The sequence below is a fragment of the Burkholderia sp. CpTa8-5 genome, from assembly GCF_017815045.1.
In the GTDB taxonomy this organism is placed as follows: Bacteria; Pseudomonadota; Gammaproteobacteria; order Burkholderiales; family Burkholderiaceae; genus Burkholderia; species Burkholderia sola.
In genome coordinates this window covers 155,759-177,971 of record NZ_JAGIQD010000008.1, presented here as the reverse complement: position 1 = coordinate 177,971, position 22,213 = coordinate 155,759, and the positions used below count along the sequence as shown (strand labels likewise).

The window sequence follows — 22,213 nt, the reverse complement described above, 5'->3', positions numbered from 1 at the left end:
TACAACATATCTCCTGAATCGCGTTGCCGCATAGTCGGGAAAGCGCTCAAATGTGTTCCACGATTCGAATTAATGTTCTGGAGACGAACAATGCGCACCCAAGTCGCGATCATCGGCGCCGGTCCGTCCGGCCTTCTGCTTTCCCACCTGCTGCGCCTGCAAGGCGTCGATTCCATCCTCGTCGAAGCGCGCTCGCGCGAATACTGCGAGAACCGCATCCGCGCCGGTGTGCTGGAGCAGGGCACGGTCGACACGCTGAACGAAGCCGGCCTCGGCGACCGGATGCGCCGCGAAGGGCTCGAACATCACGGCATCGAGCTGCTGTTCGATGGCCAGCGCCACCGCATCGACCTGTCCGAACTGACCGGCGGGCGCGCGATCACCGTCTACAGCCAGCATGAAGTCGTGCGCGACCTGATCGCGGCCGGCGTCGAGCACGGCCATCAGATGCACTTCGAAGTGAGCGACGTCGCGCTGCACGACGTCGAAAGCGAGCACCCGGTCGTCACGTTCAAGCACGCGGACGGCCGCGCGGACCGCATCGACTGCGATTACATCGCCGGCTGCGACGGCTTCCACGGCATCGCACGCCAGACGATTCCCGCCGAGCGGCTGAACACCTTCGAGCGCGTCTACCCGTTCGCGTGGCTCGGCATCCTCGCCGACGCGGCGCCGTCGCTCGACGAGCTCGTGTATGCGCATCACGACAACGGTTTCGCGTTGTTCTCGATGCGCTCGCCGACGGTCACGCGCCTGTACCTGCAGTGCAAGCCGGATGAAGACCTCGCCGAATGGTCCGACGCGCGGATCTGGGACGAACTGCACACGCGTTTCTCGAACGACACCGGCTGGACGCCGACCGAGGGCCGGATCACGCAGAAGAGCGTGACGCCGATGCGCAGCTTCGTGTCGGAGACGATGCAGCACGGCCGCCTGTTCCTCGCCGGCGACGCCGCGCACATCGTGCCGCCGACCGGCGCGAAGGGGATGAACCTCGCGGTGGCCGACGTCCGCGCGCTGTCGCGCGCGCTCGGCGCGCGCTACCGGACGGGCGACGCGACGCCGCTCGAGCGCTATTCGGCGACCTGCCTCGAACGCGTGTGGCGCGCCGAGCACTTTTCTTACTTCATGACGAACATGCTGCATGCGTCGCCGGACGACTCCCCGTTCGTCAATCGCCTGAAGTTTGCCGAGCTGAAATACGTGACGCGTTCGCGCGCCGCCGCGCAGTCGCTCGCCGAAAACTACGTCGGCTTGCCGTTCGACGACGCGACGCCCCCCGAGCGAACCCGCCTTGACAACGCGCTGTGCGCGACTCTATGATCGGCCATCGTTCGCTAATCGAATCAAGGTTCGAATAGCGAACAAAAGCCGAGGGTCGACGAAGGCCTCCGGCGCGGCACGCGGCACGCGCGTGTCCCCTCGACAGGCCGCGCACGAGCCGCGGGTTCGCATCAGGAAGAGACATGGTCAACAAGATTTTCGAATCGCTTCAGTCGGCGGTTGCCGACGTCCACGATGGCGCGACAATCATGATCGGCGGCTTCGGCACGGCCGGCATGCCGTCCGAGCTGATCGACGCGCTGATCGAACAGGGCGCGCGCGACCTGACGATCGTCAACAACAACGCGGGCAACGGCGAGACGGGTCTCGCGGCGCTGCTGAAGGCGAAGCAGGTGCGCAAGATCATCTGCTCGTTCCCGCGCCAGAGCGACTCGCAGGTGTTCGACGCGCTGTACCGTGCGGGCGAGATCGAGCTGGAGCTCGTGCCGCAGGGCAACCTCGCGGAGCGCATCCGCGCGGCGGGCGCCGGCATCGGCGGCTTCTTCACGCCGACGGGCTACGGCACCAAGCTTGCGGAAGGTAAGGAAACGCGCGTGATCGACGGCAAGCCGTACGTGTTCGAGACGCCGATCCACGCCGATTTCGCGCTCGTGAAGGCGTACAAGGGCGATCGCTGGGGCAACCTCGTGTATCGCAAGACCGCGCGCAACTTCGGGCCGATCATGGCCAGCGCGGCGAAGGTCGCGATCGTCCAGGTGTCGGAAGTCGTGCCGCTCGGCGGGCTGAACCCGGAACACATCGTGACGCCGGGCATTTTCGTGCAGCGGATCGTCGAGGTGCCGCAGGCCGCGCACGCGGCCGAGCTGGCCGCCGAACACGCTGCATCGCAAGCCGCCTGACCGCCTGGAGGAAAACCGACATGAAACGACTGACCCGCGATGAAATGGCCAAGCGCGTCGCCCAGGACATCCCCGAAGGCGCGTACGTGAACCTCGGCATCGGCGTGCCGACGCTGGTGGCGAACCACCTTGACCCGAGCAAGGAGATCTTCCTGCACAGCGAGAACGGCCTGCTCGGCATGGGCCCGGCGCCCGCGCCCGGCGAGGAAGACGACGAGCTGATCAACGCCGGCAAGCAGCACGTGACGCTGCTCACCGGCGGCGCGTATTTCCACCACTCGGATTCGTTCGCGATGATGCGCGGCGGCCACCTCGACTACTGCGTGCTCGGCGCGTTCCAGGTATCGGCGAACGGCGACCTCGCGAACTGGCATACGGGTGCGCCCGATGCGATTCCGGCCGTCGGCGGCGCGATGGACCTCGCGATCGGCGCGAAGCAGGTGTTCGTGATGATGGAGCACCTGACGAAGCAGGGCGAGAGCAAGGTCGTCGCGCAATGCTCGTATCCGGTCACCGGCGTGCAATGCGTGAGCCGTATCTATACGGATCTGGCCGTGCTCGACGTGACGGCCGACGGCCTCGCGGTGAGCGAGATCTTCACCGACCTGTCGTTCGACGAGCTGCAGAAGCTGACCGGCGTGCCGCTGATCGACGCGACGCAGAAGGCAGCCGCCTGAACGGCAAGCGTGCCGGTGCGCGCTTTCGTGCGCACGCCGGCACGCTTGGGTAGACAATAGGCGCACGCCGTTTCCCCATTCCGATGCCATGCTCGAAGACAGCGCCCGCCTGACCTCCCTGATCTGCGGCACCGAGCCGCTCAACCGGATCTGGTCGCCCCGCGCGACGATCCAGCGGATGCTCGACGTCGAGGCCGCGCTCGCGCGCGCGCTCGCCGTGCAGCGAGTGATTCCCGCCACCGCGGTCGCGCCGATCGAACGCGCGTGCGACGCCGGCCGGCTCGACGCCGATGCGCTCGCGCGAGGCGCTGCGCTCGGCGGCAATCTCGCGATTCCGCTCGTCAAGCAACTCACCGCGCACGTGAAGGCCGACGACCCCGAGGCCGCGAAGTTCGTGCACTGGGGCGCGACGAGCCAGGACATCATCGATACCGCGACCGTGCTGCAGTTGCGCGACACGCTCGACGTGCTCGAATCGCTGCTCGACGAAGCCTGCGCGTCGCTCGCGGCGCTCGCGCGCACGCACCGCGCGACGCCGATGATCGGCCGCACGTGGCTGCAGCAGGCGCTGCCGATCACGCTCGGCCTCAAATTCGCCCAATGGCTCGATGCGCTGCTGCGCCATCGCGCGCGCTTCGTCGAGTTGCGCGAGCGCGCGCTCGTGCTGCAGTTCGGCGGCGCGGCCGGCACGCTCGCGAGCCTGCGCGAGCATGCGGCCGGCGTGAGCGCCGCGCTCGCGGCCGACCTGAAGCTCGCGTTGCCGGCCGTGCCGTGGCATACGCAGCGTGACCGCATCGCGGAAGCCGCGTCGTGCTTCGGGATGCTGACCGGCACGCTCGGCAAGATCGCACGCGACGTGTCGTTGCAGATGCAGACCGAAGTGGGCGAGCTCGGCGAACCGGCGGCCGCCGGCAAGGGCGGCTCGTCGACGATGCCGCACAAGCGCAACCCGGTCGGCTGCGCGGCCGTGCTGACGGCCGCCGTACGCGCACCGAATCTCGTCGCGACCGTGTTCGCGGGAATGGTGCAGGAGCACGAGCGCGCCCTCGGCGGCTGGCAGGCCGAATGGGAGGCGCTGCCCGATCTCGCGCGCCTGACGGGCGGCGCGCTCGCGCAGATCGCGCAGATCGTCGCGGGCCTCGACGTCAATACCGACCGCCTCGCCGCGAACCTCGACCTGACGCACGGGCTGATCCTCGGCGAAGCCGTGATGCTCGCACTCGGCGACAAGATCGGCCGGCTCGATGCGCATCACGTCGTCGAGCATGCGTCGAAGGAAGCCGTGCGCACCGGGGCGACGCTGTTCGACGTGCTCGCCGCCGATGCGACCGTGTCGGCCCACCTGTCGCGCGACGCGCTCGCGCGGCTGCTCGATCCCGCCCATTACGTCGGCGAGGCACAGGCCTACGTCGACGCCGTGCTCGCGCTGCACGCGGGCGCGAAACAACCAGGAGAACATTGATGCCTTTCGCCACTGTCAACGGCGTGAAACTGCATTACCGGATCGACCGTGCCGCACGCGACGACGCGCCGTGGCTCGTCTTCTCGAACTCGCTCGGCGCCGACCTGCAGATGTGGGCGCCGCAGATTCGCCCGCTCACGCAGCACTTCAATATCCTGCGCTACGACACGCGCGGCCACGGCCATTCCGACGCGCCGGCCGGTTCGTACACGATCGAACAGCTGGCCGGCGACGTGATCGGCCTGCTCGACCACGTCGGCATCGACTGCGCGCATTTCTGCGGGATCTCGATGGGTGGATTGACGGGCGCCGCGCTCGCCGCGCGCTACCCGTCGCGCATCGTGCGCGCGGTGCTGTCGAATACCTCGGCCAAGATCGGCTCGCCGGAAGTGTGGGCGCCGCGTGCGCAGAAGGCGCGCGCAGAAGGGATGGCCGCGCTCGCCGACGCCGTGCTGCCGCGCTGGTTCACCGACGCATTCGTCGACCGCGAGCCGCGCCTGTTCGACGCGATCCGCGACACCTTCGTGCATACCGACAAGGACGGCTACGCGGCGAACTGCGACGCGCTGAACGCGGCCGACCTGCGCGAGGAAGTGAAGGGCATCGCACTGCCGGTGCTTGTCGTGACCGGCGCGAAGGACATGTCGACGCCGCCCGATCAGGGCCGCGCGCTCGCCGCCGCGATTCCCGGTGCGCTGCACGTCGAATTCGACGCCGCGCACATTTCGAACATCGAGTGCACCGACGGTTTCAACCGCGCGCTGCTCGATTTCCTGACTGCGTGAGGCACCGGCGATGGACGACCAGGAACGTTATGAAGCAGGGATGAAGGTGCGTCGCGCGGTGCTTGGCGACGCGCACGTCGACCGTTCGCTCGAGAATCGTACCGAAGTGACGGAGGAATTTCAGAACCTGATCACGCGCTATGCGTGGGGCGAGATCTGGACGCGCGACGGCCTGCCGCGCCATACGCGCAGCCTGCTGACCATCGCGATGATGGTCGCGCTGAACCGCGGCGAGGAGCTGGCGCTGCACCTGCGCGCCGCGCGCAACAACGGCGTGACGCGCGACGAGATCAAGGAAGTGCTGCTGCAGACCGCGATCTATTGCGGCGTGCCGGCCGCGAATTCCGCGTTCCATCTCGCGGACAAGATCTTCAAGGAACAAGATGGGGCCGGTTAAGTGCTGGCGGTAATCTGATCGATTGGCCCGCCGAGGTTGGCGGGCCGTCGTCGATGAAGAACGCGCCGGCAGCGAATCGGTGCGTGAACGAAGGAAAGGCGCGGCCACGAGGCCGCGCTTGTTGCATCTATATCAATGTTGGATGCGACCGGATCGAGCGCTGACGCGCCCACGCCGGCCGACAAGGAGACAAGCGATGAATCGCACACCCGTGGTCGATGTCCAGACCTTCATCAACGAGCAGCCGTTCGGCGGCTTTCAATGGCTCGTATTCCTCATGTGTTTCGTGATCGTGCTGCTCGACGGCTTCGATACGGCCGCGATCGGCTTCATCGCGCCGTCGCTGCTCGGCGAATGGAACCTCACGAAGCCCGATCTCGCGCCGGTGCTCAGCGCCGCGCTGTTCGGCCTGGCGTGCGGCGCGCTCGTGTCGGGCCCGCTGTCCGACCGGCTCGGCCGCCGCTCGCTGCTGCTCGGTTCAGTGTTCCTGTTCGGGGTCGCATGCCTGATGTCCGCGTTCTCGAACACGATCGGACACCTGACGATCCTGCGCTTCATCACCGGCGTCGGGCTCGGCGCAGCGATGCCGAACGCGGTCACGATGATGGGCGAGTTCTGCCCGGACAAGCGCCGCGCGACCGTGATCAACCTGATGTTCTGCGGCTTTCCGCTCGGCGCCGCGTTCGGCGGTTTCCTGGCCGCATGGATGATTCCGCATTTCGGCTGGCGCAGCGTGCTGATGCTCGGCGGCGTGACGCCGCTGCTGCTCGGCGTGCTGTTGCTGCTGAAGATGCCGGAATCGGTGCGCTTCATGGTCGCGAGCGGCCGGTCCATCGACAAGATCCGCGCCACGCTCGCACGGATCTCGCGCGACGCGCTGAACGCCGGCTCGTTCGTGCTGACCGAAGCCGCGCCGCAGACCGGCGGCAAGGGCCTCGGCGTCGTGCTGTCGCGCTCGTACCTCGTCGGCTCGGTGATGCTGTGGCTCGCATACTTCATGGGCCTCGTGATCTTCTACGCGTCGATCAACTGGATGCCGATTCTGCTGAAGGATGCGGGCCTGACGCCGAAGAGCGCGACGCTGATCTCCGCGCTGTTCCCGCTCGGCGGCGTGGGCGCGGTGCTGTGCGGCGTGCTGATGGACCGCTTCAACGCGAACCGCGTGATCGCCGTGTGCTACGCGCTGACGGCTGTGAGCGTATATGCGATCGGGCAGGCGGCCGGCAACGTCGGGTTGCTGGTGCTGGTCGTGTTCGTGGCCGGCGTGCTGATGAATACCGCGCAATCGTCGATGCCGGCGCTGGCCGCCGCGTTCTATCCGACCGAAGGGCGCGGCACGGGCGTCGCGTGGATGCTCGGCGTCGGTCGTTTCGGCGGAATCGCGGGGTCGTTCCTCGTCGCCGAACTGACGCGCCGGCACTTCTCGTTCGCGGGTGTGTTCGCGACGATTGCCGTCGCGGGTGTGCTCGCGTGTGTCGCGCTGCTGATCAAGCAGATGGCGCGGCCGCATGGCGTCGCGCAGCCGGCAGGCAAGATCGAGTCGCTCGGGCATTGAGCGGCGGGCGGGTCGGTGCGGTGCGCCGGCCCCGTGCAGGATGGATTCAGGCCAGTTGCAAGCAGATCGACCGACGCATGACAGCAGACCGGGCCGCCTTCGCGGCTCGTCGACATTCCGGCGGCCGCACCGCTACTCCTCGGCGTCGTGTTCCTTGACGAAGTTACGCAGATACGCGCGCAACGCGGCTTCCCGGCTGCGATGATCGTCGTGGTTCGCGGCGCCCATTTCCTCCTCGTCGCCGAACAGCGTCGGCGGCGCGCAGTAAGTGCCGACTTCGATGTTCTCGCGCAGCACGCGGATGTCGTGCGTGAGCGGGTGATATTCGGCGATCCAGTGCATGCCCTCGATGTGCTCGCCCGCTCTGAGCATTGGCTTCATCAGCAATCTCCATGCAGAGCAGCGGTGCAACCGCCGCAGCGGTCGCACGCGCCCGTACCGAAAGGGTACGCCTGCCGCACGCGAAGCTCAACGGGCGCGCTGGTGAGCGCTTACTGCGGCAGCAGATGGGCGACGAGCGGGTACAGCGACAGGATCAGCAGCACGGCCATCGTCACGTTGAAGATGCGCAGCGCGCGGGGATTCGACAGGAAGCGCCGCAAGCCGAGGCCGAATGCGGCCCACAGGCAGATGCACGGGAAGCCGATCAGGATGAACACGACGGACATCCATGCGGCGTTCATCCCGTAGTCGGCGGACAGCTGGACCGTCGTCGCGGCGGTCAGCACCATCATCCATGCTTTCGGGTTGACCCACTGGAACGCGGCGGCTTCGATGAACGTCATCGGCCGCGGCTTGGCGCCGTGCGCCTTCACTTCGCCCGACGTGCCGATGCGCCACGCGAGGTACAGCAAATAGGCGACGCTCGCGGCTTCGAGGATCGTGTACAGCAGCGGCAGGCGCTTGAACGCCTCGCCGAGGCCGAAGCCGACGCAGAGCATCAGGATCGCGACGCCGATGCTGATGCCGAACAGGTGCGGCATCGTGCGGCGGAAACCGAAGTTGACGCCGGATGCCAGCAGCATCGTGTTGTTCGGGCCGGGTGTGATCGACGTGACGAGTGCGAACAGCATGCCGGCTGGCAGCGCGCTGAGGGTGAGGAATTCCATCGCGGATTCTCCATTTGTGTTCGAGGCTGGGATGGAGTCAGTGTAGCGACGGTTTTCTGTACAGTACCGGTACAGTTGGGTTGACGAATGCCAGTACGGGGCGATCGCTTAGTGCCTGCGAGAGCTTGTCAGATGTTGGTGATTGGCGAGGCCCGTCATTGCCGACGTGCCGTTGATCAATGCCAGCCCTTCCTTGAACCCGAGTTCCATCGGTTTCAGCCCTGCTTTTTCCAACGCCTCCGCGCTCGGTATGACCTCGCCGTTCAGCCGCGACTTCCATTTGCCGCCGCAGGCGAGCGCGCAATGGCGGCGAGCGGACCGAGATCGCCACTCGTTCCGAGCGAGCCCTTGCTGGGTACGCACGGGCAGATGCCCGCATTGAACACATCGACATATCGCTGAAGATTGCCTTCCGTGATGGCGGAACGCCCCCCGGGCCAGCGAATTGACGCGGGCGATCATCGTTGCGCGCACCATGTCGTCGTCGAAGCATGGCCCGACATTGGTCGCGACGGCCGCAATCAGGTTCGCCTGCATCTCGGCGGCGTACTGTTCCGGGACGAGATAGCTAGCGGACGAAGCCGCCCATGCTGGTATTCACACCGTAGACAACGCGTCCTTCGGCGATCAATTGCTCGAGTGTCAGCCTGGACGCTCGCACCATGTCGAGGCAGCCAGGATCGATCTCCAGTCGCGTGTCGTTCCGGCGCGCCGCGGCGGCTACGTCGGAAGTGGTCAGCGCGCTGCCGCGAATCCGGATTGTATTGTCGGCAAAGGATGCTCTTGTGTTCATGGTATTCGGTGCTGGCGACGGGAAGGGTGGTGTCCGGCGTTCGCGTGACGGTTCGCGACGCCGGACGCGGGAAAGGCTCAGCGCGCTTCGGTCGATGCGGGCTCCCAGGCAGCGCAATAGGTATCGACAAGGCAGCGCGCCGCGCGAATCAGAGGCGCGCCGTATGCGGCGGTTGCCCGTCTTAGGTCGTCCAGGGATGTACCGGACGAATCCAGTTCGTGAAAGTGTCCGATCAGCCAGTGCTCGAGGTCCGCATGGCAGAACTCGAGGTGAAACTGAAGCGCCAATGCCGTGGAGCCGAACGAGAACGACTGATTCTCATACAGCGCCGACGATGCCAGACGCGTCGCACCTTCCGGCAAATCGAACGTATCGCCATGCCAATGAAAGACATTTCGTTCGCATAGCGCCAGCGCGCTGGCGACCGGATCGGATTCGTGAGGCCGACAGGCTAGCGTGCCCCAGCCAATTTCCTTCGCGTGCCCGGCGTAGACGCGCGCTCCGAGCGCTCGCGCCAGCAGTTGCGCGCCAAGGCAAATGCCAAGAACAGGGCGGTGGCGTCGTAACCGATGCATCGATGATGCGAAGCTCCGTCGTCAGGAACGGAAGACGCGCGTCATCATGTGCGCCCAACGGGCAACCAGTACGACGACGAGATCAGGGTCAGCCTTGAGCAGGGCGTCGAGTGGATGTGCGGCTGCGTCGTAATAGTGAATCGCGTAGCCACGGGCCTTCAATGCCCATTCGAACGAGCCGAGCCCTTCGAATGCGACGTGGCGGATCGCAGCGACCGTTCGTTGAGCATTCATGAAAGCACTATTCCGTGGTGGTTCAGCGATTCCTGAAATGCATCGCCCATTTCGAGCCGGTTCAGCAGCTTCAGGAGGTTGGTGTAGTTGGACCTGCTCGGCCGCACCGTCGAATCCGGAGGGGCGTCCAGCACGGCCCGAGGAATGTGCACGCCGTTCAGCGAGGCCAACGTGCCCCAGCATTCCCGCTCGTCATCCTCGAACCAGCGGATCGCCAGCGCGCAGACCTCGGCGAAAAGCCGTCTGTCGGCCGCACTCATGCGATCGTGCACATAGTCGACGACGAGGCCGAAGATGCTGCCATGCATCAACTCGTCCATCCGGTGCGCATTCACGGCGTCGACGAACAGTGGCTGCATGCGGCTTGCGTCGTTGATGCAGGCGAGATAGCCGCCGATGAACAACTCCGAGACGGTGCAGGTCGCAAGCCTGGCGAGAAAACGATCGTTTTCGTCGTCGAGTGTCGCCAGGTACCGATCCAGTTGATCGACGAGCGTGTATGCGGTATAGCCGATGCGCAGGTTCCTCTCCCGGCAGGCGATCTGGCAGGTATGTATCGCGAGCAGCGTGTGGAACGATTCGTCCGTCAGTGTCTCCGCGACGATTCGCTTCATGTCGTTCGCGAAATCGCTGACGCCGTTGTCCAAGAGTTCCACGCAAACGGGCGTCACGATGCGGCTTTCTATCGTGACTGTCTTGAGGTTGTAGACGAGCCATCCGATCGACAGAAGTCGCGATCGGGTCGCGGCGTTTTCCACCAGCGGCTGGAGTGCAGGATGCGTCCAGAACGGAACCAGGTTCGGGACGAAGTCGTCTCTTTCAGGCAGAAACGAAAAGTCGTCCGGTAGATCGCACTTGCGCGTCTGGGCGCGAGCGGACCAATGAGACGATATTTTTCGCATCAACCCGAGCACCGACGAATCCGTGCCTCGGTCGAGCACTGTGTGCATGCGTATCCCGATCCTGTCAGCTGACCGTGGCCGCGGCCGTGGTCGTGTCGCGTCGCATCCCTTGCGGGTGGTGTCCGACGTAGTTTCCGTTCAGCTCTTTCAGCGGCATGACGAAATCGCGTTCGTAGCGCTGCACCACGGATTTGCCATCCGTATAGAGATGGCGGCGGCGCAGGTCGATCATCAGCATGTCGAGCAGGTTCTTCCCGGATGCTCGATGTACGGCCGACAGAAAATCGTGCAGCGGCTCTGCGTTGAATATGCGTCGATGCCATTCGAGAAAATTCTCGCCGACGAAGCCATCGACGCCGGTATCGACGTTCTTGGGGGTCTTCTCGTAGTTGGTGCAGATGTACGTGTAGTACAGGTCGTCGTTGCGTCGCGTCAGGACACCGAAATCCTGCTCGATGAAGCAACCGACGAAGTGCAGAGCGTCATGGCCAACGGCCTCGGGGAACTGATCGCAGCTCGAGACAAGACCCGCATCCGTGAATTCGAACGTACCGAAATCGGGGATGCCGATCTCGTTGGCCGACGTCAACGCGACGTCGGCGTGCGCGAGCGTCAACGCGATACCGCGTGCTGCTTGTGCCGACTCCTCCCCGCGCTTGTTCACCTCGAACTGACTGATCCTGTAGAAGGGATTGCGCCCGCACATGTCGAATCTCGCGTTGAAATTGCCAGGACGGGCCTGGTCGACCTGAATGCCGATCCGTTCGGACGGCAGCGCATACGACCCGCGCAGCAGGACATCGTCGAAGAACGCCTTCCCATGGAGGAGCCGCTTGTAAGCCTCCGGCCATTGCTCGATCAGGTCGATGTAGTAAGTGCGCAAACCGCTGAAGGGCGTCCGGCGTTCCGACTGAGTGGTGAACTTCATCAATGTTCCTGACTGGGATAACGGGTCGATGGTGTGCGCGTTCCGACGGCAGGCGGGCGCGCCGATTCGCCGGTGCACCCGGTCGGGAAGCCGCTCTCGCCCCCGGTGGCGTTACCGTAATCGACGCGCGCGCGAAGCGGTTAGTCATTAGCTGCCGCGACCGTGCTTTCTTGACATGACCGGGCGAATGTCGATGCGCGAGCCGGGGCCGGCGGGCGATCATGACCGCCGACGTGCGCGGCGCGGACGGGCATGCACGACAAGAAGGCGCAATATTGTCCTGTTAAAACAGGATTCGACTACCTGTCCTCATGGCGCCGGTCGTAGCCTGAGCTTTTTTCATTCTCGATCGAGCCATGGATTTCGATATTTCGGAGCGCGCCAAGCGGCTGACATCGTCAGCCATTCGGGAAATCCTCAAGGTGACGGAAGATCCGTCGGTCATCTCCTTTGCCGGCGGCATCCCGGCGCCGCAGACATTTCCAGTCACACTCATGCAGGAGGCGGCGGCGAGGATTCTTGCCGAGGCGCCTCATGCGGCCTTGCAGTACGCGCCGACGGAAGGCTATCGTCCGCTGCGGGAGTGGATCGCCGAACGCCACGGCGTGCACCCGGACTGCGTGTTGATCACGACAGGCTCGCAGCAAGGGCTCGATCTGCTGGCAAAAGTCCTGATCGATCCCGGCAAGCGCGTGCTGGTCGAGAATCCCTCTTATCTCGGCGCGTTGCAGGCGTTTTCGCTGTTCGAACCCGAGTTCGTGCCGGTCGAGTGCGATGCGAACGGCATCGTGACCGATGCATTGCAAAGGTCTGGCATTGCCGGGGCGCGCTTCCTCTATACGATGCCGAATTTCCAGAACCCGACCGGGCGGCGCATGCCTGAAGCGCGGCGGCGCGATCTGATGCGGGCGATGGCGGCGGAAAACGTCGTGGTGGTGGAAGACGATCCGTACGGCGAGCTCAGCTACGACGGCAAGCGGTTGCCGAGCCTGCTGTCCATCGCACCGGAACACGTCGTCCATCTCGGCTCGTTTTCCAAAATCGTTTCGCCCGGGCTGCGTGTCGGATATGCGATTGCACCGCGGCCCTTGATGATGAAGCTGGTGCAGGCCAAGCAGGCCAGCGACCTGCACACGTCGAGCTTCACGCAGCGGATCATCCATGACGTCGTGCAAACGGGTTTTCTTGCAGCCCATGTCGACAGGATTCGCGCGCTCTATCTCACCCAGCGAAACGTGATGCTTGATGCGCTCGAGCGGCACTGCCGATCCGACCTCGACTGGAACGTCCCGGAAGGCGGGATGTTCTTCTGGGCGCGCACGCGGCATGGCATCGACACGACGGAGTTGCTCGAGGCGATGCTTGCGCCGGCCTCCGGCGCGAAAGTCGCGTTCGTGCCGGGTGCACCGTTCTTTGCAGGTGTACCGGACGTCGCTACGTTGCGTCTGTCGTTCGTGACGGTGCCGCCGGCGCGAATCGAAGAGGGTGTCGCACAGCTCGCGCGGGCGCTGTCCCGATTCGCGTGATGCGCGCCGGATACGCAAGTACGCGTCAAGAAAACGCGGTCGCAGCAGTTAATGACTAGGTGCGCCAACGCGCATTCGAATAACGTAGTGCCATCGCCGAGTCACATGGAGTTTCGCAGATGATCGAAGAGACCTTCACTATCGCGGATGGGCATCGTGCGCTTTCCGCCGGCGACGGCATCGTCACGGGAAATGCCGCCTGGAGCTTCGCAGGCGAAACCGCGCGTCAATTCGAGGCGCACGTGTCGAAATCGGTGCCGGGCTATGCGAGCGGCCATGACATCGTGCTGGCGCTGAGCGATTTCTTTGTCAAGAACGATTCCCTCTGCTACGAAATCGGCTGCTCGACCGGCGCGTTGACGCGGCAACTCGCGCAGCGGCATGGTGCATCCGTGCGCTGGGTCGGGATCGATGTCGAACCGGACATGATCGAGCAGGCAAATGCCTACCTGACGCAGACTTCGCCGACGCCGACAAACGTTACGTATTGCGTCGACAACGCGCTTTCATTTCCTTACGAAGCGAGCGATTTCATCGTTGCCTACTATACGGTCCAGTTCATTGCGCCCCGCGTGCGGCAGGAGTTGATACGCCGCATCTACGAATCGCTCAACTGGGGAGGGGCGTTCGTGATGTTCGAGAAAGTCCGTGCGCCGGATGCCCGTTTCCAGGACATCGCGAGCAGCGTTTATATAGATTACAAGCTCGAGCGCGGCTACGAGCCCAACGAAATCATCGGCAAGTCGAGAAGCCTCAAGGGCGTGCTCGAACCGTTCTCGACCCAGGGAAACGTCGACATGCTCAAGCGTGCCGGTTTCGTGGACGTGATGTCGATCTTCAAGCACGTGTGCTTCGAAGGTTTCTTCGCGATCAAATAGGGCGCCGGGGTTCTGCAAAATGGGGCAATCAGGATCAGGCATGGACTTGCTGGATACGGATCTCGACGCGTATCTGCGCGCCGTCGGCATGTCCGACGGTATCGGTGCGCACCATGTCGCATGTGAAATATGTGGCGGCGACGCATGCGATGTCGTCGTCGACGAAGTGGAAACGGTTGACGGTCGCTACCACAGGCTGCCCGTCGTGGTGTGCCGGCGTTGCGGGTTTCTCTATCAGAATCCACGCTTCGATCGATCGTTCTATCAGCGCTACTACGAGCAGCACTACCGGAATGCTCTATTTGGCAACGTCGGTCCCGCGCGCGATTTCGTGCTGGATCAGATGCGCCGCGGTGAGCACCTGTTTCGCAACCTCGAAGCCCATCTGCCGCCGGGCGGCCGCATGCTCGATGTCGGATGTTCGGCGGGGGGGATGATGATTCCATTTGCGAAGCGAGGCTGGCGCGTCGCCGGGAACGATCCGGACGCGGCCTATTCGGCATTCGGTCGAGAGCGGCTACGGCTCGACATCGAGACCGTCGCGGCCGAGGACATGCGTCTGCCCGACGCGCAGTTCGACCTGATCGTCATCATCGGTTCGCTGGAACACGTGTACGACGTGAACAGCGTGCTCGCTGCATGCCGGAAGGCGTGTGTTCCGGGCGGTCTGCTTTTGATCGAGGGACGCGCCTTGGGGTATGGCGTGATCAAGGGACACTTCTCCCACAATCACCGCCGTTATCTGACCATCGCCTCGATCGAAATGCTGATGCTGCGACACGGCTGGGTACCGGTTCTGTCGACAGATGAGCCGATCTGCGGTCCGACGCGTCCCGGTGCCGTGCACGTGCTCGGCAGGGCATCGGCGCCCATCGACGGTGACTCGCTGCTTTCCCTGCTGGACGAACGGTGGCCGGAGCGTCATGCACCCATCGCGCAGATGACGTCGCTGAAGGGTTACATCCGGCAAGGCGCGGCCGATTCACTGCTTTCCGTGAGCGCGCGATGAGGGAGGAAACGAGCACATGCGCGACGGCGCATGTCGGCAGCCACGCAGCGTTTCGCTCCGATTTGCGCGTCTATGCGCCGCAGCCCGACGACGCGGACCGTCGCTATACGGTCTACGATCCGGTGACCGATCTGTCGTACTACCTTGGCGCGAATGAACTGTGCGTTGCGCGACTGTTCAACGGCGCACGCTCGGCCGCAGACGTCTGCGCGATCCTGGCTGGCGACGGGCGGCGCCTGCCGGTCGGGAAACTCGTCGCATTCGAGCAGCGCCTGCACCGGTTGGGATTGCTCGTGCGCGCCAGCGAATCGGGCGTGAACCGGAGAGATCCGGCCGCCGGTATCGACTATGGGCCGTTGAAGCGGGCATTGTCGATCCAGGTCATGCGCTTTGCGCCGGAACGCTTGCTCGACGCTGTCTTCGCCCGCGCGCAGTGGCTGTGCTCGCGAGGATTCGTCGCGATCGGCTGCATCGCTATCGCCGTGACGGGCATGTTGCCGATCCGGCACGCGTCGCGGTTCGCGGTTAATGTCGTCGATGTCTACTCGCATGACTGGCACTGGGTTTTTTGGCACTACCCCGTCGTCGTCGCTTCGATCGCGGTGCACGAACTCGGACATGCGCTCGCATGCCGTCTCTACCGTGTGCGCGTGACCGACTTCGGTATTGCGGTCTATCTGCTCCTGGCAACGGGCTGGGCGCGCCCGTTGCAACGGGACTGGTCCGCATTGCCGTTGCGCGACCGGCTGGTGACCATCGCGATGGGGCCGTTTGCGAGCCTTCTTTTCGTCGCGGCCGGCCTCGCGATGTGGGCGGCGGTGCCACGCGAAAGTCCGTGGAATACGCTAGCCATCGTGATGTCCGTGAGTGCGGCGGCGGCACTTGTGCCGACGTTGCTGCCGTTCTTCAACGGCGATACCTATCTGGCGCTGACCGAATGGTTCGGTGTGCCGAGACTGCGGCAGCGAGCATTTCGATACGTCCGTGATCGGCTATTGCGTCGCGAGCCTGACGATGCCCCCGTGCCAGAGCGCAGGCGACTGTACTGGGCGACGGCATTCGGCACTGCGGCCGGCTGGATCGCGGCGTGGGCATGGGTCGCTTCCGGCATCGTGCGATTGATGCGCGCAGGCTGACACGGCGGCCGTGCCGCAAACGGAGCAACGAGGAAGTGTGGCAATAAACGGGCGCCTACGATGCGCCCGAAAGAGAACCTGGAGCGCGCTGGCCCGGGGCCAGGGTGAATTGATGCAATCAATCGATGAAGGACACATTCATGAACGATCTGACTGGACAAGCGAGCAAGGCCGACAGTGAAATCGAGGCCGACGGCGATCGCACGACATGCTCGGGCTACGAACGGCTCGACGACGCGTCGAAGCCTGACTGCGCGGGATTTGCGCTTGAGGATTTCGATCTCGACGATATCGAGGTGATCGAAAGCAAAGTGTTCGCGTAACGTTCGGCAAGCCATCGACGAATATGACTCCTCTCGCGGCGAAGTTGAGCAAGCCTGACCCGATCGGCGTGGGCATCCAGTACAACCCCGAGATTCTCGACTGGTTTCCGTTCGAGTCGTTGCAGGTCGACTTGTTCGAAATTCTGCTCGACAACGTGATGGGGCCGCTCGACGGCCCGCATCTGATCCGGCCGGGAGCACGCAAGACACTCGAGCGACTTGCCTCGCGATGGCCGTTGCTCGCCCACTCGAACTACGGATGCGAGTTCGGTTTCGGCCCGCTCGACCGAACGTCGGCGGTGCGGCGCCATGTACCGATCGCCCGCGAGCTCGGCAGCCCGTGGGTTGCCGATCATTGCTTTTACGGCGACGACTCGTGGCTCGACATCTGGAGCAGCCCGCTGCAGTTCTCGAGACGCGAGCGGCGGCGTTGCGCCGCGCGCGCTGCCGAGCTGCAGGCGTTGTACGGCATGCCGCTGGCTCACGAGAACGCGGCCTACTATCTCGCCTGTCCGGGCTCTGAAATGCGCGAAGCCGAATTTCTTGCCGAGCTCGTCGAGGAGGCGGGCACGTTTCTGCATCTCGATTTGCACAACATTTATACGAATTCACTGAACCTGCCGGGTTTCGACGTGAACGACTATCTCAATACGATTCCGCTCGATCGCGTGATTTCCGTTCATCTTGCCGGCGGCAGCTGGCACGGCGGCCTGTACCATGACTGGCACGACTCTCCGATCCCCGAGCCGGTGTGGGAGCTTTACGAGGCGCTCCTCGGGCGCGCGTCGCCATCTGCGATCGTCCTTGAATATCAGGGGCAGGCGCATCATCCCGATACGCGCGTGCTGGGCGGCAACAGCGACCGCGACATGATCGTCGCCGATCTCGAGCGTGCGCGGGCTATCTGGAATCGCCATGGCCCGGCCGCGTCGCCGGTTCGCGTGCCGGCCGCTCGGGAGGTCGCATCGTGACGGCACTGGACGCACAGGTGGTATGGCAGGTATGGCGCAGGATTCTGCGCGAACCCGCGTTGCAGCACGCCGTGTTTTCCGCCGATCCTGCCGCGACGCTCGACGATTCATTCGGCCTGTACGGCGAGGCACGCGAAGCGGCGCTCGCATACGCGATGCGGGCGGACCGCACCCGCTGGTTCGTGACGAACTATCGGTTCCGGCTAGCGAACTCGTTCCTGAACGCACTGGAAACCGGGGCGCCCCTCACGCTGCGCGCGCTGCTCGCACTCGGGTGCGACGTTCATGCGTGCGGCAACGCGTTTCTCGAGCGTTGCGGCTGGAAGGATTACGGCCCGTACGTTCACGGGTACTGCAAAGACGCGCTGGCATTCCTTCGGGAAACGCTTGGCAGCGATCAGATGCGCCGTGTCGCACCGCTGATCGCATTCGAGGAAAGCACGGTGGAGTGGCTGATCGAGCAGAGCCGGTGGCCGTTGCAGGACGTTCCCGATGCCGCCCGCGATGCGCGCGCCGGACTGATCGAGCGGACACGTCGAGCGTGTCATCACCGCAGCGAGATGCAACTGTCGGCGTGGCTGCGCGACAAGACGCAGCTCGGCGTGACGTCGCTCGTCGCTGGCGTAGAGCACTATTTCATTTATCTGAAGGATGCGCGTAGCGCGGTGCGGTTTGCTCGCGTGCCTGCCCGCGCGGTGACGCTCTATGATGCGCTCGAGCTGCCACGCACGCATGCGGAACTGTCGAGCGTGCTTGAGCAGCGCGGAGCGGGGCCTCTTACGGAGCAGGACCTGCAATGCCTCGCGATGCTGGAAGCCTGTCACGCAATCCGCGGATCCGGGGCGGTACCGTCATGAAATGGTCGTCGTTCTTCTGGATGAGATCGGCCGGGTTTCCGTTCGATGCGCTCGACACGCTTGCTATCGACGCGGGTCTCGATGACGAGATCGATGCGTACCGACATCTCGAGCGTGAAATCGAGGAATACGACGCCGAGCTGATGGCACTCGCGCGCGCCGTTTCGACGGAATCCGTCGACCGTCTCGAGCGGAGGCTCGCGACGGCGGCGGCGTTCGACATATCAGTGTTGCCCGCCGCGATGCGTGTCGCCGCGGGGCCATTGACGGACGGCCGCAACGCGTGCATCGCCCGACGTGACGAATGTACGCTCGGTCTTCACCAAACGTATGCCGGAGCGCTTCCCGACATTCGACGGAGTCTCGTCGAGTTCTTTCGGGACGACAGTGCGCGTGAAGCGCTGTATCTGTCGAATCCGGAAGCACTGCTGCGCGTCGACGCGCTTGCCGAGCAGGACGCCAGCTGCATCGACAGTCGCACGCGGCAGCGCCTTCGGCTGGCATGGAATTACATTCAGCGGTTGTGCGCGAAGAACGACACGGCGAGCTTTTTCGGGCCGATTGCATGGGGTCGTTTCGCGGATACGTCGACACCGAATCTTGTCGTCCACCGCGCCGCGGGTTCATGGCTCGCGTCACGCAAGACGATGTTCGAGCATTGGGTCGTCGAGCGGTTGTCGGAAGCGATCGCCGCAGATACGGACCTTGCCGACGGCTTGCCGCTGCTGCTGAATCCGGGATGCGATCTGCGCGGTGCCCGGTTGCATGTGCCGGTGAGCAAGTCGGTCGAGCTGGGCGCGCTGGCCCGGAAACTGGTCGGTGCCGTCGCCGATGCGCAGGCGCCGCTTTCGGCACGCCGGCTGCTCGCGCAATTGGCCGAAGCGGGATTCCCGCACGACGAAGCGCGCACTTGCATCGATGCCATGTTGACGAAGCGCGTCATCGCCAGGCGATTCGATATCGGACCCGGTTGCACGTCGCCGATTCCGCGCCTTCACGAAGCTGTCGCGGCACTCGATGCGCCAGCTGCCGCGAAAGAGAAGTGGCTCGATGTCTGTGTGCGCCTCGAAGTATTGCGTACCCGGTTCGAAACGGCCGACCTCCCTGCGCGTCAGGCCGCACTCGAGCAGATCGATGTGCAACTGGCCGATGCCGGAGTCGATCGTTCACGGGAACATGGGCGCATGTACGTCGGGCGATTTCCTGTGTACGAAGACTGCGCGCGAAACCTTCAGATCGAAATCGGCGGCACGCTCGCGCGCGACGTACAACGCGAACTCGACGCGCCGCTGCGCCTTTACACGTGGCTTGTCGATGCACTGGCCGTTCGTCTGCATGACCGGTATCTGAAGTACTGGCACGCGCTGTCTTCGAATGGCGAGCCGGTCGATTTCCTCGAGTTTATCTCGTTGGCGACGGGGGGCGATGCAGGCGAAGCAGTATGCGAATCGATCCGCGCGATTCTGCGCGACGCCTGGGCCGGACTAAGCGTGAGACACGCAGGGGCAGAAGAGATCTGCCTGAGCGACGCCGACTGGTCCTGGCTGTTCAAGGTGCTCGACGCGGCAGAGCCGCGCGCAGGCGTTGTCGCGAACTCGACAAGCCGAGTCCATTCGCCCGACTTCATGATTGCGGCGGCGAGTGTCGACGCGGTGGCTCGCGGCGAATACCTGATCGTCGTCGGCGAAGTTCATCCGGGTGTTCATACGGTATCCCAACCCGTCGCGCAACCGTTCTGCCCGTTTGCGGACGCGGTTCGGGACGAGGTCCAGGCGCTTCTCGCGCCGGCGACGCTGGTCACGGCCGACTCGCCGCGCACCTATCAGCGTTCGCACATCGACTGGCTGGATGTGCCTGCCTTGCACCAGCTCGAGTTGCCCGGTGGAGGCGCGCGCGTCGACCGCGACAGGCGTGTGCGCGCTGGCGCGGTGTCGGTCGCCGTGCGCGACGGTGTGCTCGTTTGCCGCGATCGCGCGAGCGGTATCGAGGCGAATTTGCTGACGGTGATGCCGACCAGTCTTCAGCGCCTTGGTTTCGCGCTGGCGGGCGAAGCGATCGGGCAACGCGAATCGCGACGCATCACGTGCGGTCGCGTTCTGATCAAGCGCCGTACCTGGGAGATCGACGGCGGCTTTCCGGTCGGATCGGACAATCCGTTCGAGAAGGCCGGCGACTACCTGGCGTGGCGCGGTTGGGCACGGGCAATCGGTCTGCCGAGATACGTGTTCATGAAGTGCGCGAGCGAGCCGAAGCCCGTTTTCGTCGATTTTCGCAATCCGTTCGCGATCGATCTGCTTGCGCGATGGGCGCGCAAGGGCGAGCTGCTCGCATTTTCGGAGATGCGCCCCGCAGGCGACGAGCTTTGGTTTGCCGACGAGCGCGGCCGCTATTGCAGCGAATTCCGCACGTCGTGCATCGACACGACCGGCCGCGAAGCTGGCGAGACGTTCGGCGAAATGGGCGAGCATGTGCATCCGCTTGCCGATGCACCGACGTCGTTGTGAGTTTGACTAGAGAGACAGCATCATGGGAAACATGCGGGGAACGTCGTCCGGCGTTGCGTCGAAACCGGACAGGTCGGTCGGTTCGATCGTCGTCGGCGTACTGTTGCCGTTTGCATTCGCGCATTTTCTCTCGTATCTGTACCGTAACGTCAACGCGATCGTCTATCCGGTTCTCGCTCGTGACCTGGGCTTCGATGCCAGCGCGCTCGGCTGGCTGACGAGTGCCTATCTGCTTGCGTTCGCGATCGCGCAACTGCCGATCGGTGTAATGCTCGATCGCTATGGATGCCGTCGCGGACAGGCGCCGCTGCTGCTTGTCGCGGCAGCCGGCGCGCTGCTTTTCGCACACGCGCATTCGCTGATGGAACTGGCGGTGGGCAGGGCGCTGATCGGTTTCGGCGTGGCTGGTTCGCTGATGGCGGCGATCAAGGCAAGCTCGCAATGGCTGCCGCCTGAGCGACTGTCGCTGGCGACCGCAATGCTGCTCGCCGTCGGCGGTCTTGGCGCGATGGCGTCGACGACGCCGATGCACGCCGTGCTGCATTTCGTCGACTGGCGGACGGCATTCGTCGTGTTGGCATTCGGTACCGTCGCCGCGAGCATGCTGATTCTCGTCGTTGTGCCGGAGCGTCCGTCGACGTCATCCATGGTACGCATGAGCGACATGTGGCGCGACGTCGGACAGTTGTTCCGGAGTTGGCCGTTCTGGAGGTTGTCGCTCTATTCCGTGTGGGCGCATGCCACGTATATGGCGATGCAGGGCCTCTGGATGGGCGCGTGGTTGACCGACGTCGGTCGCCTGGACGGCCGCGAGTCGGCCGCGGTACTGATGGCGGGCACCGCGATGATGGTCGCGGGTTCGCTCGTCTTCGGGTGGCTGACCGATTATCTGAAACGTTTCGGCGTCAGACCACTGTCGATATGCGGCGGCGGCATCGTCCTGTTCATTGCATCACAGGCACTGATGATATTTGGCGGCGGCGCCGCGCCGCTGCTCGTCGCCTGCGCGTTCACGTTCTTCGGCACCGCGACCACGATGAACTACGCGATCATCGCTCAAAGTGTGCCGCCGCACCTGACGGGCCGCGTGAGCACGTCGTTCAACCTGGTCGTGTTCCTGCTCGCCTTCGCGGTACAGGCCGGCCTCGGAGCGATTATTGCCCATTGGCTGCGGCAAGCGGGTGCGTATCCTGCGGTTGCCTACCAGTGGGCATTCGGCATCAATCTCGCGCTCCAATGCCCGGGCTTGCTGCTGTGGCTGACATTCAGGCCATGGAGACGCGAAACGAGCGCGTGAGACCCGTGTAGCAGCGGCGCCCGCCTCGGGATCGCAGCCTCCGTTAGAGCGGCTATCGCCCGACGAAAAATTCTAAATCGTATCGGCGTTCGAAAAGCAGTCCATAAAATCG

General features: G+C 64.3%; 24 protein-coding genes. 16 read left to right on the top strand and 8 right to left on the bottom strand.

The window, feature by feature from the left end; all coding sequences use genetic code 11:
- Positions 1-90: 90 nt before the first annotated feature.
- The 7 genes from pobA (at position 91) to J8I35_RS15190 (ending at position 7,059) form a co-directional block, all read left to right on the top strand.
- The gene (gene pobA, locus J8I35_RS15220; protein WP_209925975.1) at positions 91-1,323 is read left to right on the top strand and encodes a 4-hydroxybenzoate 3-monooxygenase; all 1,233 of its coding nucleotides are present in this window, start codon (positions 91-93) and stop codon (positions 1,321-1,323) included.
- A 143-nt stretch (positions 1,324-1,466) separates the two neighbouring features.
- Positions 1,467-2,183: a 3-oxoacid CoA-transferase subunit A gene (locus J8I35_RS15215; RefSeq protein WP_006480132.1), complete on the top strand. Its 717-nt coding sequence runs from the start codon at positions 1,467-1,469 to the stop codon at positions 2,181-2,183.
- A 20-nt stretch (positions 2,184-2,203) separates the two neighbouring features.
- On the top strand, positions 2,204-2,860 hold the full coding sequence (locus J8I35_RS15210; RefSeq protein ID WP_006480131.1) for a CoA transferase subunit B: 657 nt from the start codon (positions 2,204-2,206) through the stop codon (positions 2,858-2,860).
- Between the two features lie 88 nt (positions 2,861-2,948).
- Positions 2,949-4,322: a 3-carboxy-cis,cis-muconate cycloisomerase gene (locus J8I35_RS15205; protein ID WP_209925973.1), complete on the top strand. Its 1,374-nt coding sequence runs from the start codon at positions 2,949-2,951 to the stop codon at positions 4,320-4,322.
- The gene (pcaD, locus tag J8I35_RS15200) at positions 4,322-5,107 is read left to right on the top strand and encodes a 3-oxoadipate enol-lactonase (protein ID WP_050017181.1); all 786 of its coding nucleotides are present in this window, start codon (positions 4,322-4,324) and stop codon (positions 5,105-5,107) included. The genes J8I35_RS15205 and pcaD overlap by 1 nt, the downstream gene beginning before the upstream one ends.
- Before the next feature lie 10 nt (positions 5,108-5,117).
- Complete coding sequence (gene pcaC / locus J8I35_RS15195; protein WP_050017180.1) at positions 5,118-5,504, top strand: 4-carboxymuconolactone decarboxylase; 387 nt, start codon at positions 5,118-5,120, stop codon at positions 5,502-5,504.
- A gap of 196 nt (positions 5,505-5,700) precedes the next feature.
- Complete coding sequence (locus tag J8I35_RS15190; RefSeq protein WP_209925971.1) at positions 5,701-7,059, top strand: MFS transporter; 1,359 nt, start codon at positions 5,701-5,703, stop codon at positions 7,057-7,059.
- 132 nt (positions 7,060-7,191) lie between these two features.
- Here the strand turns inward: J8I35_RS15190 and J8I35_RS15185 are convergent, their stop codons facing one another.
- The 8 genes from J8I35_RS15185 to J8I35_RS15150 form a co-directional block, all read right to left on the bottom strand.
- Positions 7,192-7,440, bottom strand: a complete 249-nt coding sequence (locus J8I35_RS15185; protein WP_050017178.1) for a hypothetical protein — start codon at positions 7,438-7,440, stop codon at positions 7,192-7,194.
- A gap of 110 nt (positions 7,441-7,550) precedes the next feature.
- Complete coding sequence (locus tag J8I35_RS15180) at positions 7,551-8,168, bottom strand: LysE family translocator (protein WP_089493017.1); 618 nt, start codon at positions 8,166-8,168, stop codon at positions 7,551-7,553.
- A 108-nt stretch (positions 8,169-8,276) separates the two neighbouring features.
- Complete coding sequence (locus J8I35_RS34855; RefSeq protein ID WP_209925969.1) at positions 8,277-8,705, bottom strand: aromatic amino acid lyase; 429 nt, start codon at positions 8,703-8,705, stop codon at positions 8,277-8,279.
- Positions 8,706-8,736: 31 nt separating this feature from the next.
- Entirely contained in the window at positions 8,737-8,961 is a 225-nt protein-coding gene (locus tag J8I35_RS15170; protein ID WP_209925967.1) for an aromatic amino acid lyase, read from the bottom strand.
- 77 nt (positions 8,962-9,038) lie between these two features.
- Entirely contained in the window at positions 9,039-9,536 is a 498-nt protein-coding gene (locus J8I35_RS15165; RefSeq protein ID WP_209925965.1) for a hypothetical protein, read from the bottom strand.
- A gap of 21 nt (positions 9,537-9,557) precedes the next feature.
- Positions 9,558-9,770 carry a hypothetical protein gene (locus tag J8I35_RS15160; protein ID WP_209925963.1) on the bottom strand — a complete coding sequence of 71 codons (213 nt, stop codon included), beginning with the start codon at positions 9,768-9,770 and terminating at the stop codon, positions 9,558-9,560.
- A complete protein-coding gene (locus tag J8I35_RS15155; RefSeq protein ID WP_209925961.1) occupies positions 9,767-10,720 on the bottom strand; it encodes a diiron oxygenase in 954 nt (317 codons plus the stop codon). Before J8I35_RS15155 ends, J8I35_RS15160 begins: the two co-directional genes overlap by 4 nt.
- 16 nt (positions 10,721-10,736) lie before the next feature.
- Complete coding sequence (locus J8I35_RS15150) at positions 10,737-11,600, bottom strand: hypothetical protein (RefSeq protein WP_209925959.1); 864 nt, start codon at positions 11,598-11,600, stop codon at positions 10,737-10,739.
- Positions 11,601-11,956: 356 nt separating this feature from the next.
- On the opposite strand from J8I35_RS15150, the gene J8I35_RS15145 reads away from it, so the two are divergent.
- The 9 genes from J8I35_RS15145 (at position 11,957) to J8I35_RS15105 (ending at position 22,101) form a co-directional block, all read left to right on the top strand.
- Entirely contained in the window at positions 11,957-13,126 is a 1,170-nt protein-coding gene (locus J8I35_RS15145; RefSeq protein ID WP_209925957.1) for a PLP-dependent aminotransferase family protein, read from the top strand.
- A gap of 119 nt (positions 13,127-13,245) precedes the next feature.
- Complete coding sequence (locus tag J8I35_RS15140) at positions 13,246-14,004, top strand: methyltransferase domain-containing protein (RefSeq protein ID WP_209925954.1); 759 nt, start codon at positions 13,246-13,248, stop codon at positions 14,002-14,004.
- Between the two features lie 40 nt (positions 14,005-14,044).
- On the top strand, positions 14,045-15,013 hold the full coding sequence (locus tag J8I35_RS15135) for a class I SAM-dependent methyltransferase (protein ID WP_209925953.1): 969 nt from the start codon (positions 14,045-14,047) through the stop codon (positions 15,011-15,013).
- Positions 15,010-16,149, top strand: a complete 1,140-nt coding sequence (locus tag J8I35_RS15130) for a M50 family metallopeptidase (RefSeq protein WP_209925952.1) — start codon at positions 15,010-15,012, stop codon at positions 16,147-16,149. The genes J8I35_RS15135 and J8I35_RS15130 overlap by 4 nt, the downstream gene beginning before the upstream one ends.
- A gap of 140 nt (positions 16,150-16,289) precedes the next feature.
- Entirely contained in the window at positions 16,290-16,472 is a 183-nt protein-coding gene (locus tag J8I35_RS15125; RefSeq protein ID WP_209925948.1) for a TglA family RiPP precursor, read from the top strand.
- Positions 16,473-16,516: 44 nt separating this feature from the next.
- Complete coding sequence (locus J8I35_RS15120) at positions 16,517-17,443, top strand: DUF692 family multinuclear iron-containing protein (RefSeq protein ID WP_209925946.1); 927 nt, start codon at positions 16,517-16,519, stop codon at positions 17,441-17,443.
- A gap of 59 nt (positions 17,444-17,502) precedes the next feature.
- Positions 17,503-18,300 carry a hypothetical protein gene (locus tag J8I35_RS15115; RefSeq protein ID WP_209925944.1) on the top strand — a complete coding sequence of 266 codons (798 nt, stop codon included), beginning with the start codon at positions 17,503-17,505 and terminating at the stop codon, positions 18,298-18,300.
- Positions 18,297-20,804, top strand: coding sequence for a lantibiotic dehydratase (locus tag J8I35_RS15110; RefSeq protein WP_209925943.1), 2,508 nt, complete (start codon positions 18,297-18,299; stop codon positions 20,802-20,804). The genes J8I35_RS15115 and J8I35_RS15110 overlap by 4 nt, the downstream gene beginning before the upstream one ends.
- A 31-nt stretch (positions 20,805-20,835) precedes the next feature.
- Complete coding sequence (locus tag J8I35_RS15105) at positions 20,836-22,101, top strand: MFS transporter (RefSeq protein ID WP_245170270.1); 1,266 nt, start codon at positions 20,836-20,838, stop codon at positions 22,099-22,101.
- The last annotated feature ends 112 nt before the right edge of the window (positions 22,102-22,213 follow it).